Annotated in this window: 13 protein-coding genes, 8 tRNA genes, 3 rRNA genes and 1 pseudogene; 5 read left to right on the top strand and 20 right to left on the bottom strand. The window is 39.8% G+C overall.

The window, feature by feature from the left end:
• Positions 1–18: 18 nt before the first annotated feature.
• Positions 19–582 (bottom strand): RNA polymerase sigma factor SigW, encoded by a 564-nt coding sequence (gene sigW / locus C2I06_RS19795; RefSeq protein ID WP_047943945.1) that lies wholly within the window; start codon positions 580–582, stop codon positions 19–21.
• 324 nt (positions 583–906) lie between these two features.
• On the opposite strand from sigW, the gene C2I06_RS19790 reads away from it, so the two are divergent.
• A complete protein-coding gene (locus tag C2I06_RS19790; RefSeq protein ID WP_095331404.1) occupies positions 907–1074 on the top strand; it encodes an aspartyl-phosphate phosphatase Spo0E family protein in 168 nt (55 codons plus the stop codon).
• 95 nt (positions 1075–1169) lie between these two features.
• Here the strand turns inward: C2I06_RS19790 and rocF are convergent, their stop codons facing one another.
• From rocF to C2I06_RS19725, 13 genes are all read right to left on the bottom strand, one after another.
• Entirely contained in the window at positions 1170–2066 is an 897-nt protein-coding gene (rocF, locus tag C2I06_RS19785; protein WP_123258683.1) for an arginase, read from the bottom strand.
• Positions 2067–2250: 184 nt separating this feature from the next.
• A tRNA-Lys gene (locus C2I06_RS19780) sits at positions 2251–2323 on the bottom strand.
• A gap of 2 nt (positions 2324–2325) precedes the next feature.
• Positions 2326–2400, bottom strand: a tRNA-Gln gene (locus C2I06_RS19775).
• Positions 2401–2443: 43 nt separating this feature from the next.
• Positions 2444–2527, bottom strand: a tRNA-Tyr gene (locus C2I06_RS19770).
• Between the two features lie 29 nt (positions 2528–2556).
• Positions 2557–2632 (bottom strand) — tRNA-Thr (locus C2I06_RS19765).
• Positions 2633–2660: 28 nt separating this feature from the next.
• Positions 2661–2736: transfer RNA gene (locus C2I06_RS19760), tRNA-Val, on the bottom strand.
• A gap of 3 nt (positions 2737–2739) precedes the next feature.
• Positions 2740–2814: transfer RNA gene (locus C2I06_RS19755), tRNA-Glu, on the bottom strand.
• 15 nt (positions 2815–2829) lie between these two features.
• Positions 2830–2902, bottom strand: a tRNA-Thr gene (locus C2I06_RS19750).
• 28 nt (positions 2903–2930) lie between these two features.
• Positions 2931–3005: transfer RNA gene (locus C2I06_RS19745), tRNA-Asn, on the bottom strand.
• Between the two features lie 10 nt (positions 3006–3015).
• Positions 3016–3132: ribosomal RNA gene (gene rrf / locus C2I06_RS19740) — 5S ribosomal RNA — on the bottom strand.
• Between the two features lie 160 nt (positions 3133–3292).
• Positions 3293–6228, bottom strand: a 23S ribosomal RNA gene (locus tag C2I06_RS19735).
• Positions 6229–6588: 360 nt separating this feature from the next.
• Positions 6589–8136: ribosomal RNA gene (locus tag C2I06_RS19730) — 16S ribosomal RNA — on the bottom strand.
• The 16S, 23S and 5S rRNA genes sit together here with 8 tRNA genes alongside, the layout of an rRNA operon.
• 270 nt (positions 8137–8406) lie before the next feature.
• Positions 8407–8640, bottom strand: a complete 234-nt coding sequence (locus C2I06_RS19725) for a hypothetical protein (RefSeq protein ID WP_123258682.1) — start codon at positions 8638–8640, stop codon at positions 8407–8409.
• A gap of 141 nt (positions 8641–8781) precedes the next feature.
• Between C2I06_RS19725 and pdaB the strand changes: the two genes are divergently transcribed.
• Together pdaB and gerD are read left to right on the top strand one after the other, a co-directional pair.
• Positions 8782–9531: a polysaccharide deacetylase family sporulation protein PdaB gene (pdaB, locus tag C2I06_RS19720; RefSeq protein WP_123258681.1), complete on the top strand. Its 750-nt coding sequence runs from the start codon at positions 8782–8784 to the stop codon at positions 9529–9531.
• A gap of 156 nt (positions 9532–9687) precedes the next feature.
• Positions 9688–10274, top strand: a pseudogene (gene gerD / locus C2I06_RS26025) (spore germination lipoprotein GerD).
• Between the two features lie 45 nt (positions 10275–10319).
• Here the strand turns inward: gerD and C2I06_RS19710 are convergent.
• The 5 genes from C2I06_RS19710 to C2I06_RS19690 all read right to left on the bottom strand — a co-directional run bounded on the left by C2I06_RS19710 (position 10320) and on the right by C2I06_RS19690 (position 14893).
• The gene (locus C2I06_RS19710; protein ID WP_095333681.1) at positions 10320–11375 is read right to left on the bottom strand and encodes an Mrp/NBP35 family ATP-binding protein; all 1056 of its coding nucleotides are present in this window, start codon (positions 11373–11375) and stop codon (positions 10320–10322) included.
• A gap of 147 nt (positions 11376–11522) precedes the next feature.
• Positions 11523–12242, bottom strand: coding sequence for an N-acetylmuramoyl-L-alanine amidase CwlD (gene cwlD, locus C2I06_RS19705; protein WP_095333686.1), 720 nt, complete (start codon positions 12240–12242; stop codon positions 11523–11525).
• Between the two features lie 121 nt (positions 12243–12363).
• Positions 12364–12804 (bottom strand): DUF2521 family protein, encoded by a 441-nt coding sequence (locus C2I06_RS19700; RefSeq protein ID WP_095333679.1) that lies wholly within the window; start codon positions 12802–12804, stop codon positions 12364–12366.
• A 92-nt stretch (positions 12805–12896) separates the two neighbouring features.
• Positions 12897–14399, bottom strand: a complete 1503-nt coding sequence (locus tag C2I06_RS19695) for a PH domain-containing protein (protein ID WP_123258680.1) — start codon at positions 14397–14399, stop codon at positions 12897–12899.
• Positions 14399–14893 carry a PH domain-containing protein gene (locus C2I06_RS19690; RefSeq protein ID WP_095333675.1) on the bottom strand — a complete coding sequence of 165 codons (495 nt, stop codon included), beginning with the start codon at positions 14891–14893 and terminating at the stop codon, positions 14399–14401. Before C2I06_RS19690 ends, C2I06_RS19695 begins: the two co-directional genes overlap by 1 nt.
• A gap of 370 nt (positions 14894–15263) precedes the next feature.
• Here C2I06_RS19690 and C2I06_RS19685 point away from each other — a divergent pair, with 370 nt between their 5' ends.
• On the top strand, positions 15264–15599 hold the full coding sequence (locus C2I06_RS19685; RefSeq protein WP_123258679.1) for a hypothetical protein: 336 nt from the start codon (positions 15264–15266) through the stop codon (positions 15597–15599).
• A gap of 424 nt (positions 15600–16023) precedes the next feature.
• Here the strand turns inward: C2I06_RS19685 and C2I06_RS19675 are convergent, their stop codons facing one another.
• Complete coding sequence (locus C2I06_RS19675; protein WP_095333670.1) at positions 16024–16947, bottom strand: cysteine peptidase family C39 domain-containing protein; 924 nt, start codon at positions 16945–16947, stop codon at positions 16024–16026.
• Between the two features lie 627 nt (positions 16948–17574).
• On the opposite strand from C2I06_RS19675, the gene C2I06_RS19665 reads away from it, so the two are divergent.
• Positions 17575–18360 (top strand): MurR/RpiR family transcriptional regulator, encoded by a 786-nt coding sequence (locus C2I06_RS19665; RefSeq protein WP_123258678.1) that lies wholly within the window; start codon positions 17575–17577, stop codon positions 18358–18360.
• The last annotated feature ends 2 nt before the right edge of the window (positions 18361–18362 follow it).

The following is an 18362-nucleotide window of genomic DNA, read 5'->3' as shown; positions in this document are numbered from 1 at the left end:
TTATTTTCACCTTCTTTATCAGACATACCGTAATTGTTTTCTCAACGCTTCTCTTCCCCTGTGAATACGCGTTTTAACTGTTCCTAAAGGAAGCTCCAGAATTTCACTTATCTCATTCAAAGAAAGTTCTTCGATATATTTTAAAACGATGACTGCTCGATACTTTTCAGGAAGTTTGGAGATTTCCCTTTGTATCATTGCTTGTAGCTCCATACTCTCTACATCCTCCTCAGGCAATTTTCCATCCGAGGAAATTTGTGAGTACATATTTAAGCCGTCTGTTCCTGGAACCTCTGCATCAAGATAATAATCTGGTTTCCTCTTTCTTATACGGTCAATGCATAGGTTTGTCGCAATACGATATAGCCATGTTGAAAACTTATATTCCATATTATAGCGATGAACATTCACATATGCACGAATAAAAGCCTCTTGTGCTATATCCTCTGCTTCATGCCTATTCCCCAACATCCGATAACAAATTTGAAACACTTTATCTTTATATAGTTCGATTATGTCACCAAATGCATTTTTATCCCCTTTTAAAACTTGTTGAATCCTTTTTTTTACTAATGCTTCCATCTATTTACCTCCGCTCTAGTGCGGCTAATCGATTTACGAATCGACAGCAGGAAAGGTTTCATTTTTTCTTTAAAAATTTTTTATTATGTATAAAAAAATAATATTCTCACTTATATGTAGTGAAAAATCTCCCTATTATGCACATCTATCTTTTTTAGGATACTCATTCTTATTTTAACAAATAATGCCACATAATGTTTAAAATTTTTAGAATTGGTTATAAAAAAAGTAATAATATGCTAAAATCAAGACAAGCAACATTTGAATTTACTACGGCTATATAGATTAGGAAGAAATTATAAAAACATATAGAGGGTGAAGCAAATGAGTGATAGAAAATTATTAAAAGACATTGAAGAACATCGTGAAATGATGATCTATTTGGCAAACAACACTTCTTTTTCGCACCCAAAAGTTGTTGACATAAGTACAAAATTAGATTTGTTATTAAATAAATATGAAAAAATATGTAGTCAGCTATCTGTAAAATAATAAGGATTGTTTTTGTCCTGACTTCCAATCCAATTATCATATGAAAAGCAGTGCACATCCATGCCTGCTTTTTAGCTTTGTTACCTTTTTTAATTTTATAGTAATTTTTCTCCAAATAGGGAACCCATTAATGCTACAGCTAATAAGGCAGTCTTGTTTCTTTCATCTAATATCGGGTTAACTTCTACAAATTCAGCGGAAGTAATAAGTCCTGATTCCGCTAACATTTCCATAGCTAAATGACTCTCCCTATAACTTATTCCCCCAGGAACTGGTGTTCCAACTCCTGGTGCATCATTTGGATCTAATCCATCTAAGTCCAGAGACAAGTGTACCCCATCTGTTTTTTCCTTTAAGTAATCAATCGTACTCTCCATCACCTTCGTCATTCCTAGTCGATCAATTTCATGCATAGTAAAAACCTTGATTCCTAATTCTTTTATAAGCCTGCGCTCACCTTCATCCAAAGATCTAGCCCCTATTATAACTACATGCTCTGGTTTTATTTTAGGAGAGGCTCCTAATATATTGGTCAATAGCTCATGCCCATATCCTAAACTTACAGCCAGTGGCATGCCATGAATATTCCCTGATGGAGAGGTTTCTGCCGTATTTAAATCTCCATGTGCATCATACCAAATGACCCCTAAATTTGTGTAATGCTTAGATACTCCAGCAAGTGTCCCAATTGCTATACTATGGTCTCCGCCTAATATAAGAGGAAATGACTTTGATTGAATGATCTTATCAACCATTTCTGCAAGCATTAGATTTTTTTCTGCTATTAAGTGAAGATTTCTAAGATTGCTTTGAACATCTATTATGGTTTCTGGTCTTCCTACTGATATATCTCCCCAATCTTCAATAGAAGAAAATAGCTTTGATAATCTTTCAAAAACACCTGCATAGCGGATTGCACTTGGCCCCATATCTACCCCTCTGCGCATTTGTCCAAGATCCATCGGCATTCCAATAATAGTCAGCTTTCTCATGAAAATCCTCCCCATCTCTCCAGCTATATTTTTCTTTTATTGTACCTTCTCCCGAAACAATGACTCAACTCAACATCTTTATGTATATATATGCGAATATGCTATAAATCCTCAAGGGGAAATAACAAGAATGCCATGTTTAAAAGCACAAAAAAACCAAACACAATCGTGTTTGGTTTAAAGATGAGCCATGGAGGATTCGAACCTCCGACCCTCTGATTAAAAGTCAGATGCTCTACCGACTGAGCTAATGGCTCGTTGGCTGGGCTAGCTGGATTCGAACCAACGAATGACGGAGTCAAAGTCCGTTGCCTTACCGCTTGGCTATAGCCCAAAAATATAAAAAGGACATATAATTAATATTGTCCAATGATAAATGGTGGAGGGGGACGGATTCGAACCGCCGAACCCGAAGGAGCGGATTTACAGTCCGCCGCGTTTAGCCACTTCGCTACCCCTCCGATATTCAAACTAATGACAATTAAAAAAGTGGTGCCGGCTAGAGGACTTGAACCCCCAACCTACTGATTACAAGTCAGTTGCTCTACCAATTGAGCTAAACCGGCAATAAATTTATAAACTTTTAAAAATTAATGGTGGAGGATGACGGGATCGAACCGCCGACCCTCTGCTTGTAAGGCAGATGCTCTCCCAGCTGAGCTAATCCTCCAAATGGTGACCCATACGGGATTCGAACCCGTGTTACCGCCGTGAAAGGGCGGTGTCTTAACCGCTTGACCAATGGGCCGTATTTATTTTCGTAAGCTTCCAACCGGGCTCGAACCGGTGACCTCTTCCTTACCATGGAAGTGCTCTACCTGCTGAGCTATGGAAGCACTTTGGCTAACATATAATTAAAAATAATGGCTCCGCAGGTAGGACTCGAACCTACGACCGTTCGGTTAACAGCCGAATGCTCTACCACTGAGCTACTGCGGAATAATGGTATGCCTGGCGACGTCCTACTCTCACAGGGGGAGAACCCCCAACTACCATCGGCGCTGAGAAGCTTAACTTCCGTGTTCGGTATGGGAACGGGTGTGACCTTCTCGCTATCGCCACCAGACTTATTTTATCAGACATGTATTATTATACATGTTTTAGATATTTTTTCAAGTGTAATTTCGAAAAATTATTCCCTGAAAACTAGATTATGAAGTAAAGAAAGAATGAGTAATCATATTGTCCAGCTCCAACGCCATAAACAGGCATTTCCGCTTTTCATTTTAGTTAAGTCCTCGATCTATTAGTATCAGTCAGCTCCACATGTCGCCACGCTTCCACCTCTGACCTATCAACCTGATCATCTTTCAGGGATCTTACTAGCTTACGCTATGGGAAATCTCATCTTGAGGGGGGCTTCATGCTTAGATGCTTTCAGCACTTATCCCTTCCGCACATAGCTACCCAGCGATGCCTTTGGCAAGACAACTGGTACACCAGCGGTGCGTCCATCCCGGTCCTCTCGTACTAAGGACAGCTCCTCTCAAATTTCCTACGCCCACGACGGATAGGGACCGAACTGTCTCACGACGTTCTGAACCCAGCTCGCGTACCGCTTTAATGGGCGAACAGCCCAACCCTTGGGACCGACTACAGCCCCAGGATGCGATGAGCCGACATCGAGGTGCCAAACCTCCCCGTCGATGTGGACTCTTGGGGGAGATAAGCCTGTTATCCCCGGGGTAGCTTTTATCCGTTGAGCGATGGCCCTTCCATGCGGAACCACCGGATCACTAAGCCCGACTTTCGTCCCTGCTCGACTTGTAGGTCTCGCAGTCAAGCTCCCTTGTGCCTTTACACTCTACGAATGATTTCCAACCATTCTGAGGGAACCTTTGGGCGCCTCCGTTACTTTTTAGGAGGCGACCGCCCCAGTCAAACTGCCCACCTGACACTGTCTCCCACCCCGATCAGGGGTGCGGGTTAGAATGTCAATACAGCCAGGGTAGTATCCCACCAATGCCTCCACCGAAGCTAGCGCTCCGGCTTCCAAGGCTCCTACCTATCCTGTACAAGCTGTACCAAAATTCAATATCAGGCTGCAGTAAAGCTCCACGGGGTCTTTCCGTCCTGTCGCGGGTAACCTGCATCTTCACAGGTACTATAATTTCACCGAGTCTCTCGTTGAGACAGTGCCCAGATCGTTACACCTTTCGTGCGGGTCGGAACTTACCCGACAAGGAATTTCGCTACCTTAGGACCGTTATAGTTACGGCCGCCGTTTACTGGGGCTTCAATTCAGAGCTTCGCACTAACGTGCTAACCCCTCCTCTTAACCTTCCAGCACCGGGCAGGTGTCAGCCCCTATACTTCGCCTTGCGGCTTCGCAGAGACCTGTGTTTTTGCTAAACAGTCGCCTGGGCCTATTCACTGCGGCTCTCGCAGGCTTGCACCCGCAAGAGCACCCCTTCTCCCGAAGTTACGGGGTCATTTTGCCGAGTTCCTTAACGAGAGTTCTCTCGCTCACCTTAGGATTCTCTCCTCGCCTACCTGTGTCGGTTTGCGGTACGGGCACCCTAAATCTCGCTAGAGGCTTTTCTTGGCAGTGTGGAATCAGGAACTTCGGTACTATATTTCCCTCGCCGTCACAGCTCCGCTTATGTGGTAATGGGATTTGCCTCATTACCAGCCTAACTGCTTGGACGTGCTAATCCAACAGCACGCTTACCTTATCCTCCTGCGTCCCCCCATTGCTCAAACGATTTAAAGGTGGTACAGGAATATCAACCTGTTGTCCATCGCCTACGCTTTTCAGCCTCGGCTTAGGTCCCGACTAACCCTGAGCGGACGAGCCTTCCTCAGGAAACCTTAGGCATTCGGTGGATGAGATTCTCACTCATCTTTCGCTACTCATACCGGCATTCTCACTTCTAAGCGCTCCACCAGTCCTTACGGTCTAGCTTCAACGCCCTTAGAACGCTCTCCTACCACTGACATCAAAGATGTCAATCCACAGCTTCGGTGATACGTTTAGCCCCGGTACATTTTCGGCGCAGAGTCACTCGACCAGTGAGCTATTACGCACTCTTTAAATGGTGGCTGCTTCTAAGCCAACATCCTGGTTGTCTAAGCAACTCCACATCCTTTTCCACTTAACGTATACTTTGGGACCTTAGCTGGTGGTCTGGGCTGTTTCCCTCTTGACCACGGATCTTATCACTCGTAGTCTGACTCCCAAGAATAAGTATTTGGCATTCGGAGTTTGTCTGAATTCGGTAACCCGATGGGGGCCCCTAGTCCAAACAGTGCTCTACCTCCAATACTCTAAATCTTGAGGCTAGCCCTAAAGCTATTTCGGAGAGAACCAGCTATCTCCAAGTTCGATTGGAATTTCTCCGCTACCCACACCTCATCCCCGCACTTTTCAACGTGCGTGGGTTCGGGCCTCCATCCAGTGTTACCTGGACTTCACCCTGGACATGGGTAGATCACCTGGTTTCGGGTCTACAACCACATACTATTTCGCCCTATTCAGACTCGCTTTCGCTGCGGCTCCGTCTCTTCAACTTAACCTCGCATGTAATCGTAACTCGCCGGTTCATTCTACAAAAGGCACGCTATCACCCATAAAAGGGCTCTAACTACTTGTAGGCACACGGTTTCAGGATCTATTTCACTCCCCTTCCGGGGTGCTTTTCACCTTTCCCTCACGGTACTGGTTCACTATCGGTCACTAGGGAGTATTTAGCCTTGGGAGATGGTCCTCCCTGCTTCCGACGGGATTTCTCGTGTCCCGCCGTACTCAGGATACACTCAAGAGGGAACGAAGTTTCGACTACAGGGTTTTTACCTTCTACGACTGACCTTTCCAGATCGATTCGTCTACCCCGTTCCTTTGTAACTCCATATAGAGTGTCCTACAACCCCAAGAGGCAAGCCTCTTGGTTTGGGCTAATCCCGTTTCGCTCGCCGCTACTCAGGGAATCGCGTTTGCTTTCTCTTCCTCCGGGTACTTAGATGTTTCAGTTCCCCGGGTCTGCCTTCAGTACCCTATGTATTCAGGTAAAGATTCTATCCCATTACGGATAGAGGGTTTCCCCATTCGGAAATCTCTGGATCAAAGCTTACTTACAGCTCCCCAAAGCATATCGGTGTTAATCCCGTCCTTCATCGGCTCCTAGTGCCAAGGCATCCACCGTGCGCCCTTTCTAACTTAACTTAGTTTCGACCAAAGATAAGCGGCGTATCTCTTCGTCAGCTTCTTCACTCTGCTCCTCACGTACTGTCGTACGCTCTGGTGCTCGTTCGGTCGCTTCCTTGACCTACTTGCTTCTCTTTGCTCTCCAATCTTTGAAGGAGTATTCGTTTAATACGACTACTTTCCAAAGAAGTAATTCTCTAAAATAGAGAATCTAAGATGGCGATTACTCGGTTTCTTTCTTGGTTCTTACTATTCATAATCTAGTTTTCAAGGAACAATCAGGCTTATTAAGCCTTTCATTTTGAGGAATTGCTCCCTCAAAACTGAACAACAAATCGTCAACAATCTTTGATGGAATGTAAATTCCATTTTCCTTAGAAAGGAGGTGATCCAGCCGCACCTTCCGATACGGCTACCTTGTTACGACTTCACCCCAATCATCTATCCCACCTTAGGCGGCTGGCTCCAAAAGGTTACCCCACCGACTTCGGGTGTTACAAACTCTCGTGGTGTGACGGGCGGTGTGTACAAGGCCCGGGAACGTATTCACCGCGGCATGCTGATCCGCGATTACTAGCGATTCCAGCTTCATGTAGGCGAGTTGCAGCCTACAATCCGAACTGAGAATGGTTTTATGGGATTTGCTCGACCTCGCGGCTTTGCTGCCCTTTGTACCATCCATTGTAGCACGTGTGTAGCCCAGGTCATAAGGGGCATGATGATTTGACGTCATCCCCACCTTCCTCCGGTTTGTCACCGGCAGTCACCTTAGAGTGCCCAACTAAATGCTGGCAACTAAGATCAAGGGTTGCGCTCGTTGCGGGACTTAACCCAACATCTCACGACACGAGCTGACGACAACCATGCACCACCTGTCACTCTGTCCCCCGAAGGGGAACGTCCTATCTCTAGGAGTGTCAGAGGATGTCAAGACCTGGTAAGGTTCTTCGCGTTGCTTCGAATTAAACCACATGCTCCACCGCTTGTGCGGGCCCCCGTCAATTCCTTTGAGTTTCAGCCTTGCGGCCGTACTCCCCAGGCGGAGTGCTTAATGCGTTTGCTGCAGCACTAAAGGGCGGAAACCCTCTAACACTTAGCACTCATCGTTTACGGCGTGGACTACCAGGGTATCTAATCCTGTTTGCTCCCCACGCTTTCGCGCCTCAGCGTCAGTTACAGACCAAAGAGTCGCCTTCGCCACTGGTGTTCCTCCACATCTCTACGCATTTCACCGCTACACGTGGAATTCCACTCTTCTCTTCTGCACTCAAGTCCCCCAGTTTCCAATGACCCTCCACGGTTGAGCCGTGGGCTTTCACATCAGACTTAAAGGACCGCCTGCGCGCGCTTTACGCCCAATAATTCCGGACAACGCTTGCCACCTACGTATTACCGCGGCTGCTGGCACGTAGTTAGCCGTGGCTTTCTGGTTAGGTACCGTCAAGGTACAAGCAGTTACTCTTGTACTTGTTCTTCCCTAACAACAGAGTTTTACGATCCGAAAACCTTCATCACTCACGCGGCGTTGCTCCGTCAGACTTTCGTCCATTGCGGAAGATTCCCTACTGCTGCCTCCCGTAGGAGTCTGGGCCGTGTCTCAGTCCCAGTGTGGCCGATCACCCTCTCAGGTCGGCTACGCATCGTTGCCTTGGTGAGCCGTTACCTCACCAACTAGCTAATGCGCCGCGGGCCCATCTGTAAGTGACAGCGTAAACCGTCTTTCAGCTTTTCCTCATGAGAGGAAAAGGATTATCCGGTATTAGCTCCGGTTTCCCGAAGTTATCCCAGTCTTACAGGCAGGTTGCCCACGTGTTACTCACCCGTCCGCCGCTAACTTTAAAAGCAAGCTTTTAAAGTCCGCTCGACTTGCATGTATTAGGCACGCCGCCAGCGTTCGTCCTGAGCCAGGATCAAACTCTCCAATAAAGAGTTGATTAGCTCATTGCTAAACTCTAGCTTTTTGTTGCTTTTTTTGTTCTATAACGCTAGTTATAAAACGATTATTGTTGACGTTTGTTTGTTCAGTTTTCAAAGAGCAATTGGTTGGCCGCTCAATAAGCGACTTTATTAATTTAACACATCCAAACTTAAGAGTCAACTACTTTTTTTATTTTCTTATTCGTTGATTTCTTTTGTCGAAGTGACGTTTATTAATATACCAAGATAACTATTATTCGTCAACAGTTTTTTCACATTTTATATTTTTTCATCTAATAGCTTACTTTCTGGCAGGATATATGCTAGACATTCCTTAGGGGAAGCCACTCTTTTAAGCAATACAAATAAATTCTTATACCTTTTAATCATCGCTTTCTTCACAGCAAGATCAATTCTTTTATCTCCTAAATCCAATAATATTTCATCCAATTCCCTTTTAAGTAGATATTCAATCTCTTTTATTTCCTTTTTATTTAATAATAATCCAATCATCACTAATCCTCCTGCTGCATCCATATTTTGGTCTCTGTATTATGTACTAATTTTTCTTTTTTTATAAAAGTTTTTGTCATGATTTTTTTCTTTTCTACATAAGTATGAGACGAGCAGTAAAGTGGACGAGGTGACAAACAGATGAATTTTTTCTATGTTCTTAACAGTAAATCCTTAAAACAAATGGCATTGATAGTTGTAGTATCCTTCTTCACAGCCTGGTTTTTGTATGTGGAAAACATTGTTCAAATCCCTGTATTTTCTTCTAAGGATGGACCAAAGGCTGTTTATAAAGGGGAGAAAGGAGTTGCGCTCACCTTTAATATTGGATGGGGCGACAAAAGAGCAGAACCAATTCTTGATATTTTGAAAGAAAAGAAAGTGAACGCAACATTTTTTCTTGCTGGTTCTTGGGCAGAAAGGCATCCTGAATTAGTCAGTAGAATGGTAAAGGAAGGTCACGAAATTGGAATACTAGGTTATGACTATGTTGACTATTCTGAAGTAAAAGAAGAAAAAATTCGCCAAGATATATCTAAAGCAAAAACGGCATTTCAAAAATTAAAAGTAGAAAATATTTTATTAGCTAGAGCCCCAACCGGTCATTTCAGTCAATCTACTTTGACTATTGCAGACCAATATGATTACACATTAGTACACTGGAGTATCGACTCTAAGGATTGGACCAATCCCGGATCACAACAAATCATCAAAAAAGCTACTTCAGCTAAAAAGGGGGACATCGTTTTATTACATGCTTCTGATTCTGCTAAACAAACTGCAAAAGCCCTACCAGAAATTATAGGGAAATTACAAAAAAAGAACTTAAAGTTAGTTACTGTTTCAGAAATGATTTCCAACGCTGATTCCAAATCGAAGGAAGTACATTAAAGCAAAAAAGCTGTGTCCTAATTAGAGGTAATCGATTGAATAAAGATCGAAAAAACTCTTTTAGGGCCAGTTTTTTCTTTCTTATTCCATTATCTTTTGCTTACCATCAGGAATAAAAATTCAAAAAGAATCCATTCTACTTAATAGATATCTTTAATGAAAGAGGTAATTATCATGCTAAAAAAAGGGATTACCCTCCTGCTAGTCATTTCTTTATTAAGTGGATGCTCAGAAAGTGAAAATTCTCAACAAATGGACTATGATCAAACGAAGAAAATGGTTGTGGATATATTAAAAACAGACGAAGGGAAAAAAGCTATTCGTGAAGTAATGAACGATGAAGAAATAAAGCAAAACCTGGTTATGAATGAAAAGGCAGTAACAAATACAATAGAAAAAACACTCGTTTCTGACAAGGCAGCTGAATTCTGGCAAAAAAATTCAAGGATCCTGAATTTGCTGAAACAATGGCAAAAAGCATGAAATCCGAAAATGAAAAATTGATCAAAGACCTGATGAAGGACCCGGGATATCGGAAGATGATGGTCGAGTTGCTGCAAGATCCTTCACTAGAATCAGAAATGAAGAACATTTTAAAAAGTACAGAATATAGAGAGCATGTGGAACAAATCCTCCAAGAAACAATGGAAACACCTGAATTCAAATCTAAATTTAAAGAATTACTAGATAAAGCTGCGAAAGAAGCCTCTTCCTCTTTATTATCAGAAGAAAATAAAATATAAAAAGAGGTGCCTTCAAAGGAAGGTACCTCTTTTTACTATCAGAAGTTAGTTTTCTACTCTATCCGCTGCCATCTCTAAGACTTCTACTATTTGTTCAGCAATCTCCTTATATCTTTCACCAATAGGATGTGTTTCTTTATAGACGGATGGAGCAAAATCTTCTTCATTCCAATCTGGCTGCCCCAATGGCAGTTCTCCGAGTAAGGGTACCTCTAAATCCTTTGCTAATTTCGTTCCTCCACCCTTGCCAAACACATATTCCTTTTCCCCTGTTAAACGACTTTCAAAATAAGACATATTTTCTATGACACCTAATATCTCATGTTCTGTTCTTAATGCCATCGCCCCAGCACGCGCTGCAACAAACGCAGCAGTTGGATGAGGTGTTGTTACAATAATTTCTTTACTTGTTGGCAGCATAGAGTGGACATCTAAAGCCACATCACCTGTTCCTGGTGGTAAATCTAATAGGAGATAATCAAGTTCTCCCCATTCTACTTCATCCATAAAGCTTGTCAGCATTTTACCAAGCATTGGACCTCTCCAGATAATAGGGGTATTATCTTCAACAAAGAATCCCATCGAAATAACTTTAACCCCAAAACGCTCAACCGGAATAATACGCTCCTTTATTACTTCTGGTCTATTCGTGATTCCCATCATATCTGGGACACTAAAACCATATATATCAGCATCTAATAACCCAACTTTTTTTCCCATCCTTGCTAAAGAGACAGCTAAGTTCACGGAAACCGTTGATTTTCCTACTCCACCTTTCCCACTAGCAATGGCAATATAAATTGGCTTCTTATCTTCAGATTCTGTTTCCTTTATTATTTCCTCTACAAGCGCACTAGATAATTCGGTAAAGCGTAACCCAACACTCTCTACCCCTCTTTCTTTAAGCGCGCTGACAATTTGATTTTGCAACTCGATTTGATAGGCTGAGCCTAACTTTGCTACAGCCACCTTTAAACTGGCATGCCCTTTTTCTTCATTCCATTTGACATCTTTCACTGCGCTCAGTTCAAGCAATGATTTATGTAAAAAAGGATCGATCATATTCTCCACTATCTTCTCGATTTCTTCTTTTGTTATCATGACGCAATCCCCTTTCCTATTTTTACTATCAGTATAGCACAAAAATAGTTATCGTTTACATTCTGAAGATTCAAACGTTATTACTAGCATTTATTTCCCGGGAATAGATAAAATCGATAAAAATAAGAATAGAGACATCATAAGTCTCTATTCTTGAATTTCAAGTTCCTCTTCATTTGTAAAAAAGCGATTAACCCCTTTATAAATAGATGCTGCAATTTTCTCCTGATAATCTTCCTTCATAAGATTTGCCTTTTCTTGTGGATTCGATAAGAAACCTACCTCCACTAGCACTCCTGGTCTCTCGGCATATTTAAGTATGTATACACTCTCCAGCGTTTTTGCCTTCCGGGTAGTATTCTCTAAGTTATCAATTAATTCGTCTTGAATAAACTTAGCAGCTCTATCATTTCCTTCTTGCTTAGAAGAATAGAAGGTTTGTGCTCCACTCCATTTCGATGAAGGGATAGCATTTAAATGAATACTCAAGAATAAATCCGCATCCGATTTATTGATAATGCTTATTCTTTCTTTTAAATCCTCAACTTTTCGATTGCGATAGCCTTTCGTACTTTCACTAGCCAAATCCTTATCTATTTCTCTTGTCATGATGACTAACGCTCCTTGCTCTTGCAGATAATCTCGAAGCTTTAAGGAAACGCTTAAGGCGATATCCTTTTCCAATACCTCCTTATCCCCTGCACCACCATCAGGCCCGCCGTGTCCAGGATCAATAATGATTACTTTTCCGGTTAATGGCAAATTCCAGGCATCCCATGAATCATCATTTGAGAAATCAAATTGCAAAATAAAGAAAAGGAGTGCTAGTCCTAGGATATATATGCTTATTTTCCACTTTTTATTCACAGTTAACCTCATTCCCCCCTGTGCCCGTCCTTATTCATACTATATGGAGGAATATGAGGTTTTAGAACAGCAAGTCCTCCTTTCAGGCCATAACAAAAAGATGGCATCTTCATGCCATCTTTCAATGTAAGCGAAGCTTTCTTCTCTTATTCGCTTTCGTATAACCTTCCAGCCACCATTCATCAACAAATTGTTCGCATAAATAGTATAGGGATTCATTTTTATTGCTTTCCTCACTGCCCCAATAAAGAAGAAAATGGTAAAGTGTTTCTTTTAAATGAACATCTTCTTCCTTGCATCTATTTTTTATAGCTTGAACTTCTTCGCCATATTCACTAAATTTACTGTAATTCGCTCCTAAAAGAAAGGCCTCTATTGCTACATCATAACAAGCCTCTTCGATTCCATTGTTCATTAAGATACTAGAAGTTAGGTTAGAGGAGCCAAAATAGTGAGCTACCTTTTCTTTTAATTCTTTAAGGGATATTTCCCTAAGAACCGCTCTTTCATATTTTATTTGTTTCTCGCGTTTTCTTATATCAAAGCTTGTAATGACTGCCAATTGATTTCACCTCTTGCTGTTATTTTTCAACCAACAAGATGAGACCATACTAGTCTAACAAACCTTTTAGCATCCAATTAAAAGAATAGTTGCTATTTCAGTGCTTTCTTACCATTTTCACCTTCGTTGCTCTCTACATAATCTTCTACATGTATGTCACTCATTCGCTTATTATACCAATGATAAAATTCACTAGCATCTGACGCTGGAACATCGGTTAAATCCGTTTGCTCAATCGGCTGTGATCGATTAATGAATTCAATAGTGGCAAGACCCAAATTCCTCTGTAACCGGGATCTCTTCACATTAACTTCTATAACCTTTGCTCTTTTTGTCAAAATTAATGTTGATTGCAGGCTCCCCTTCTTCACTTGAATAAATTCTTCATGTTGGATGTACCTGCTATTAAAGTAATCCCATACTCTCAACAAATAAATCAAAATAAACAATAATATCGCCATATACCATATCTCTGGCTTCCAATAGACAAGACCAATTGCTACGATTATCCCAAAATAACTAGGTCTAAGCAGTCTGGCATATAGAGCTTTCTTAGGCAGCTTCTTCATTTGCTTTTTCAACCGATACGCCGGCAGAATCTTTTCTATAATTTCATATGCTTGGTCCACTGGCATATATGGGAACAAGGAGTTTACCTCCAAATCTTCATCCCCGATATCCCCGGCACTCACTAATTTCACCTCAGCTATTTTCAAAAGTCTTTGCATTGGAAGTTGGATCACTTTCACTGCCTGCACTTTCTCCTTTTGAATGGAAAAGGACGTTTCTGAGACTAATCCTTTTTTTATATAAATCTTATCCTTATCAGAGGTTATTTGAAAACGGCCATATTTCCAGAAAGTCACACCAAGACCAAATAGCACCCCTATAATCAGAAGAGCAATGCATACGCCGACTATCATCCAGATATGATCCAATAGATAAGTAAGAACCTTACTTGTCTCCACTTCCATTTGAAAGATTGAATCTATATTGGAGAAAAAAGATATTAATAATGGAATTAACGCTAAAAAGCTCAAAGAAGAAAAAGAAGCCCTCACTAAGTCTCTTCTTGTTACCTGAAAATGAACCGTTCTTTCGCTTCCAGCAACTGTTTTAGCTTCTTCTCCGTCGCCTGCTGAGACATTTTCCGGTTGATGGATATAAGACTCTAACCAATCTGCCTCTTTCTTGCGAATAACTGTTAACGGTATAGAACTCGAATCTCCGGTCTCTCCTGTTTCCAATGTTAAGGAAGTTAGGTGAAGTCCTTTATGAAAAACAGAGGTGTGTCGGTGAATATTTTGAATTTTATAAAAGGGGATTACTCGATGCGACTTTGTAAAAACCCCAGACCTTATATGTAGCGCTTCCTCTTCTACTGAATAAGTATGTGTAAACCAATCCAGTACGATGCTAAGAAGCTGCACAATAGCATAAAGAAGAAAGAGAACTTGAAATATCTTCATATACATTTTTTCGGATCCAAAATGTGACACAAATAAAATAATAAATAAGAAAAAATTACTTTTTACAAATCCAGCTATATCAAAGACTATTTTAATCGGATGCTGCCGCTTCCTGATACCTTCCATTACTCCACTTCCTTAATCTTTGCAAAATGAGCAATTTGATCACGTAAACGATAAGCCTCTTCCTTTGGAATGGCAGGAATCTCATGCGAGGTCCCCATCGTCCCGACCGTTATAGAATATAATTGATATTTCCTTTGCAGTGGTCCTTGTGTTAATTCAACCGACTGTACTTTTGTCATCGGGATTAATTGATGATTCTCAACCATTACTCCCCATTTCAGTTGAATAAACTCTTCACTGACGTCATAACGCCAATAGCGCTGTTTTAATGGCGGTGCAATAAAAATTCCCCATAATGCCGCCAAGATTGTTAATACGCCAAGACCTACAATGATTGGACCTATCCACGCCTTCCATGAAAAATAAAAATAGAGGAAGTAGCAAACACCCAATACCACAAGAATCGTACTATTAGATATCGTCTCCGATATCCGCCATACTTTCACAGCCTCTTTAGATACCTTTTTTGTTGGTTCAGGGATAGAAAAATACATGTAAACACGCTCCTTAAATATTCTACTTATCTACGTTGCATTAATGAAAAAGGTTTCCTCCAATGACAAAAAAATCTCCTTTTTCAAGGAGATTTCTGTATCATATTGACCTATGACCACGCATCCAAGCTTATACCTCTGTAAGAGAAGGAGTCTCATCTTCTTACCGCCACATAATTTCTTATCGTAACATCCTCGTATTTTTTTTCAAAGGGAGAGAAGAAAATGAAAAAGTACTTAAAACTTATAGCTATACTTGCGACAATGTCATTTATTCTCATAGCCTGCAGTAATGATAATGATAAAAGTAAAATCAAGAGCAACTAGGAAAATAGCTCTATAGAAGAAAAACAGAATAACTCAGAGGAGAATGACAACCAAGCAAGTGAACCAGATGATACGACAGCTGAATCAGAAGAGAATAAAGCCGACAGTAATAAGTTTAACGATAAAGCTTCAAATAATAGTTCTAATACTCAGGCAGAAGAAAAAAAGGATAGTATATTATCTGCTTATTCTTCTAAAGAGATTGAGTATGCTCGCGTTTGGTTACAAATTGTTAATAATCAGGATATTGAAGAACTACGCGTTCAGCATATCTCAGCTGGAGAAACCAGTAAATCCTTATGATGCGGATAGTGTCCAATATCTGCAAGACGTTATATCGTTATCAGGGAAAACAATGGCTGATGGTGCCATCACATAAGAGGGAATGGGGATGGCACCATCAATAAATATGATATTCCTTCCCATTGGCCGAGTGCAGAACAAATAAAAGAACCTATGCAGGAATATACGAAAAACATTATTGAGTATCCAAAGGAAATCTCTATTCAACCTGGTAATGACGAAGAAGTCGAAAAATTGATTAAAATAATTAAAACTGAATTCTAAAAGAATACACTGATAATAGAATACACTATTCCCATACACGCAACCCTGTTCTGTCTACTTGTTTCCCGGTAATTAAAGTAGATACGAATTGGCAAGTTGCGTGTTAGCATTTAGCATTCCGAAAGTATTAAAACTAACTTTAATTTAATAAATTTGCAATAATGCTGCCCTTTAAAGGGAGGTTAACCCTTCTTATATCAACGCACCCTTTAAAGTGGAAATCTCTATAATTATAATTAGTTGCCGACTTTTAAAAGTTCTAATCTAAATTCCTCCTCTAAATCGGCTAGCCTCATTAACTTCTCCGATATACCTTTCCAATCTTTATTTACAGACATAGAATGACACATCCCAAGAACCTTAGCCTGTTCAATCTTCAACTCTGATAGACGTGAATGCCTATCTTTAAAATACACTGCATAATCGTTGGCTCTTCTTGCACTTAATTGGAAAAGGAAGAATGTTGTATGCCCTATAGTATCAGCTGTAATAGGAGCATTTAATAACTGATCCGCATAAAAACAAATTGCTTCCCTTCCAATTAACCCTATATCCGCTTTTTCGAATTCCCGATAAGTTCTCTTAAAGTAATCAATTGCTCTCTCATATATTTCGTTATTGTTTAATGTGACGACCTTTTTTGCTGTAGACCAATATTTATTAATTCCTTTCCTATATGGAATCCCTTCCGCCATCCAAGCCTTCTTAAATTGGTCCAGTGATAATGGAACAAATGGAAAGCCAGCTGGATCTTGTACATAAATATTTTCATCATCCATTTGATAACCTAGCACATAATGGTCTGAACCATGTAAATTTTTATGATTCGGATGGTATGTTAGCTCCCCCATATCTAAAGGGCCTAGAATGACAGGGTTTTGTTTGATTTGCTTTTTTAACAACGTAAATGGGTCATCTAAGTCACTAGCTTGCTGATGCTCTTCTGCAGTAAATCCAAGGATGTTTAGAGCATAATTGATACCATCATCGGGATCTCTCATACTAAAAAAAAGGTTTTTTTCATTTTCTATCATGGCACCTAATCCAACACCAGTTAATACTTCTACAAGTTGAGGAGATACATTTTCTCCTATTGATGAAAGAAACATTGCAGTTGAATTTGAATAACAGTAATGGCCATTTCCTATATACATTAACATCACCTCCGAGTAGATAAGTTGATCTTACAATTTTGAAAATTGAAAAACAACATCAAACTTTATAATATTTCTTCTATCTATTTTGCCTTCTCGTCAAACTTCTTCGAGCTGCATACTTATACAAATCTTGTATCACTTTCCGATAAAAATAAGGAAACTTCAGTATGAGAAACGGGATGCAACATGGAGAACTGCTAGCAATACATCCATAGTTAGCCATTTAATTAGTTCTACTTTTGATAACGCTTCGTTAAAAACACAAAATACAAAACGTGATGTTTCTATTTGCCCATGATATAGATATTACATATGTATCGAAACGTTTAGGACACAAAAATATTCAAACCATACAAAATTATTATCTGGTTAATGCAAAAAAACACCAGCAATCTGCTGATGCTTTCCATCTGTAAAGTTATTTATAAAGTTCAAAGAATTAAACCAATTGAATTACATGATCAAAAACCACATTATATTACAAACCATTTTAACTTCCTGCAAGATTCACCTACAAATTCCAAGCACCCTATGGGAGCGATGGCTGAGTTATAATAAGGAATATGATTAGAAATAAAAAAAGAATTATATTTTTAGTTATAAAATAAATTACTAGGGGAGGAACAGCGCATGAAAATTAACAATCTAGGGCTCTTAAATTCGTTATCTTCAATTATAAACTCTGGGAAATCTGCTAATATCGAATATATATTAGCAGAATATATTTTAAAAAATCTATATAGAATATCAAGTATTAGTATTTTAGAGATAACAGACGAATGCTTCACTTCACGATCCGCAATCAGAAGATTCTGTGAACAACTAGGATATGCTAATTTTAGCGAATTAAAAAGTTCTGTGAATAAATTAGTATTTCCAAGCAATTTAAGATTTAGAGATATTAAAGAGTACTCTAGCTATCAAACACATATAAAAAATCTTATTGATGACATGATATTAGATATTGATGAGCAATTAAACTTTGAGAACATCAATTATTTATGTCAGTTAATTCATAAGGACGTAAAGGTTGTACTTTTATGTGCAAATAATACTAGTGGAACGATAATAAAATTTCAACAAGAATTACTGTTTGCATCTAAGGTTATTCATGTTATTTCCACCTCGTTTACTAATAATAAGGTTTTAAATGATTTAAATGATGAAGATATTATTATAACTGTGTCAGCATCCGGTAAATTTGCAGAATTATCACTTGATTTTGTTAAAAGTTTACGAGGACATAAATTCTTAATAACAGGGAATCAGGACAAGAGTATAAAACTGGCTTATGAAAATATTTTTTATATAAGCAAAAATAGCATTTCAAATGACTATCTTAGTATTTATGGAAAATATGGTATTACCTATATTTTAGATTTAATTTCTATGCAATATTTATTTTTATATGCTTAATT

Origin of the sequence: Niallia circulans (genome assembly GCF_003726095.1) — a bacterium.
Classification (GTDB): Bacteria; Bacillota; Bacilli; order Bacillales; family Cytobacillaceae; genus Niallia; species Niallia circulans_A.
The sequence above is the reverse complement of the archived record's forward strand: the minus strand, read 5'-3'. Positions and strand labels throughout refer to the sequence as shown.

Coding starts and splice junctions, on each gene's coding strand:
- C2I06_RS19665 (WP_123258678.1), top strand. CDS start 17,575: ATGAAAATTAACAATCTAGGGCTCTTAAATTCGTTATCTTCAATTATA.
- C2I06_RS19695 (WP_123258680.1), bottom strand. CDS start 14,399: ATGGAAGGTATCAGGAAGCGGCAGCATCCGATTAAAATAGTCTTTGAT.
- C2I06_RS19790 (WP_095331404.1), top strand. CDS start 907: ATGAGTGATAGAAAATTATTAAAAGACATTGAAGAACATCGTGAAATG.
- C2I06_RS19725 (WP_123258682.1), bottom strand. CDS start 8,640: ATGATTGGATTATTATTAAATAAAAAGGAAATAAAAGAGATTGAATAT.
- sigW (WP_047943945.1), bottom strand. CDS start 582: ATGGAAGCATTAGTAAAAAAAAGGATTCAACAAGTTTTAAAAGGGGAT.
- pdaB (WP_123258681.1), top strand. CDS start 8,782: ATGAATTTTTTCTATGTTCTTAACAGTAAATCCTTAAAACAAATGGCA.
- C2I06_RS19690 (WP_095333675.1), bottom strand. CDS start 14,893: ATGTATTTTTCTATCCCTGAACCAACAAAAAAGGTATCTAAAGAGGCT.
- C2I06_RS19710 (WP_095333681.1), bottom strand. CDS start 11,375: ATGATAACAAAAGAAGAAATCGAGAAGATAGTGGAGAATATGATCGAT.
- C2I06_RS19685 (WP_123258679.1), top strand. CDS start 15,264: ATGACAACCAAGCAAGTGAACCAGATGATACGACAGCTGAATCAGAAG.
- rocF (WP_123258683.1), bottom strand. CDS start 2,066: ATGAGAAAGCTGACTATTATTGGAATGCCGATGGATCTTGGACAAATG.
- C2I06_RS19675 (WP_095333670.1), bottom strand. CDS start 16,947: ATGTTAATGTATATAGGAAATGGCCATTACTGTTATTCAAATTCAACT.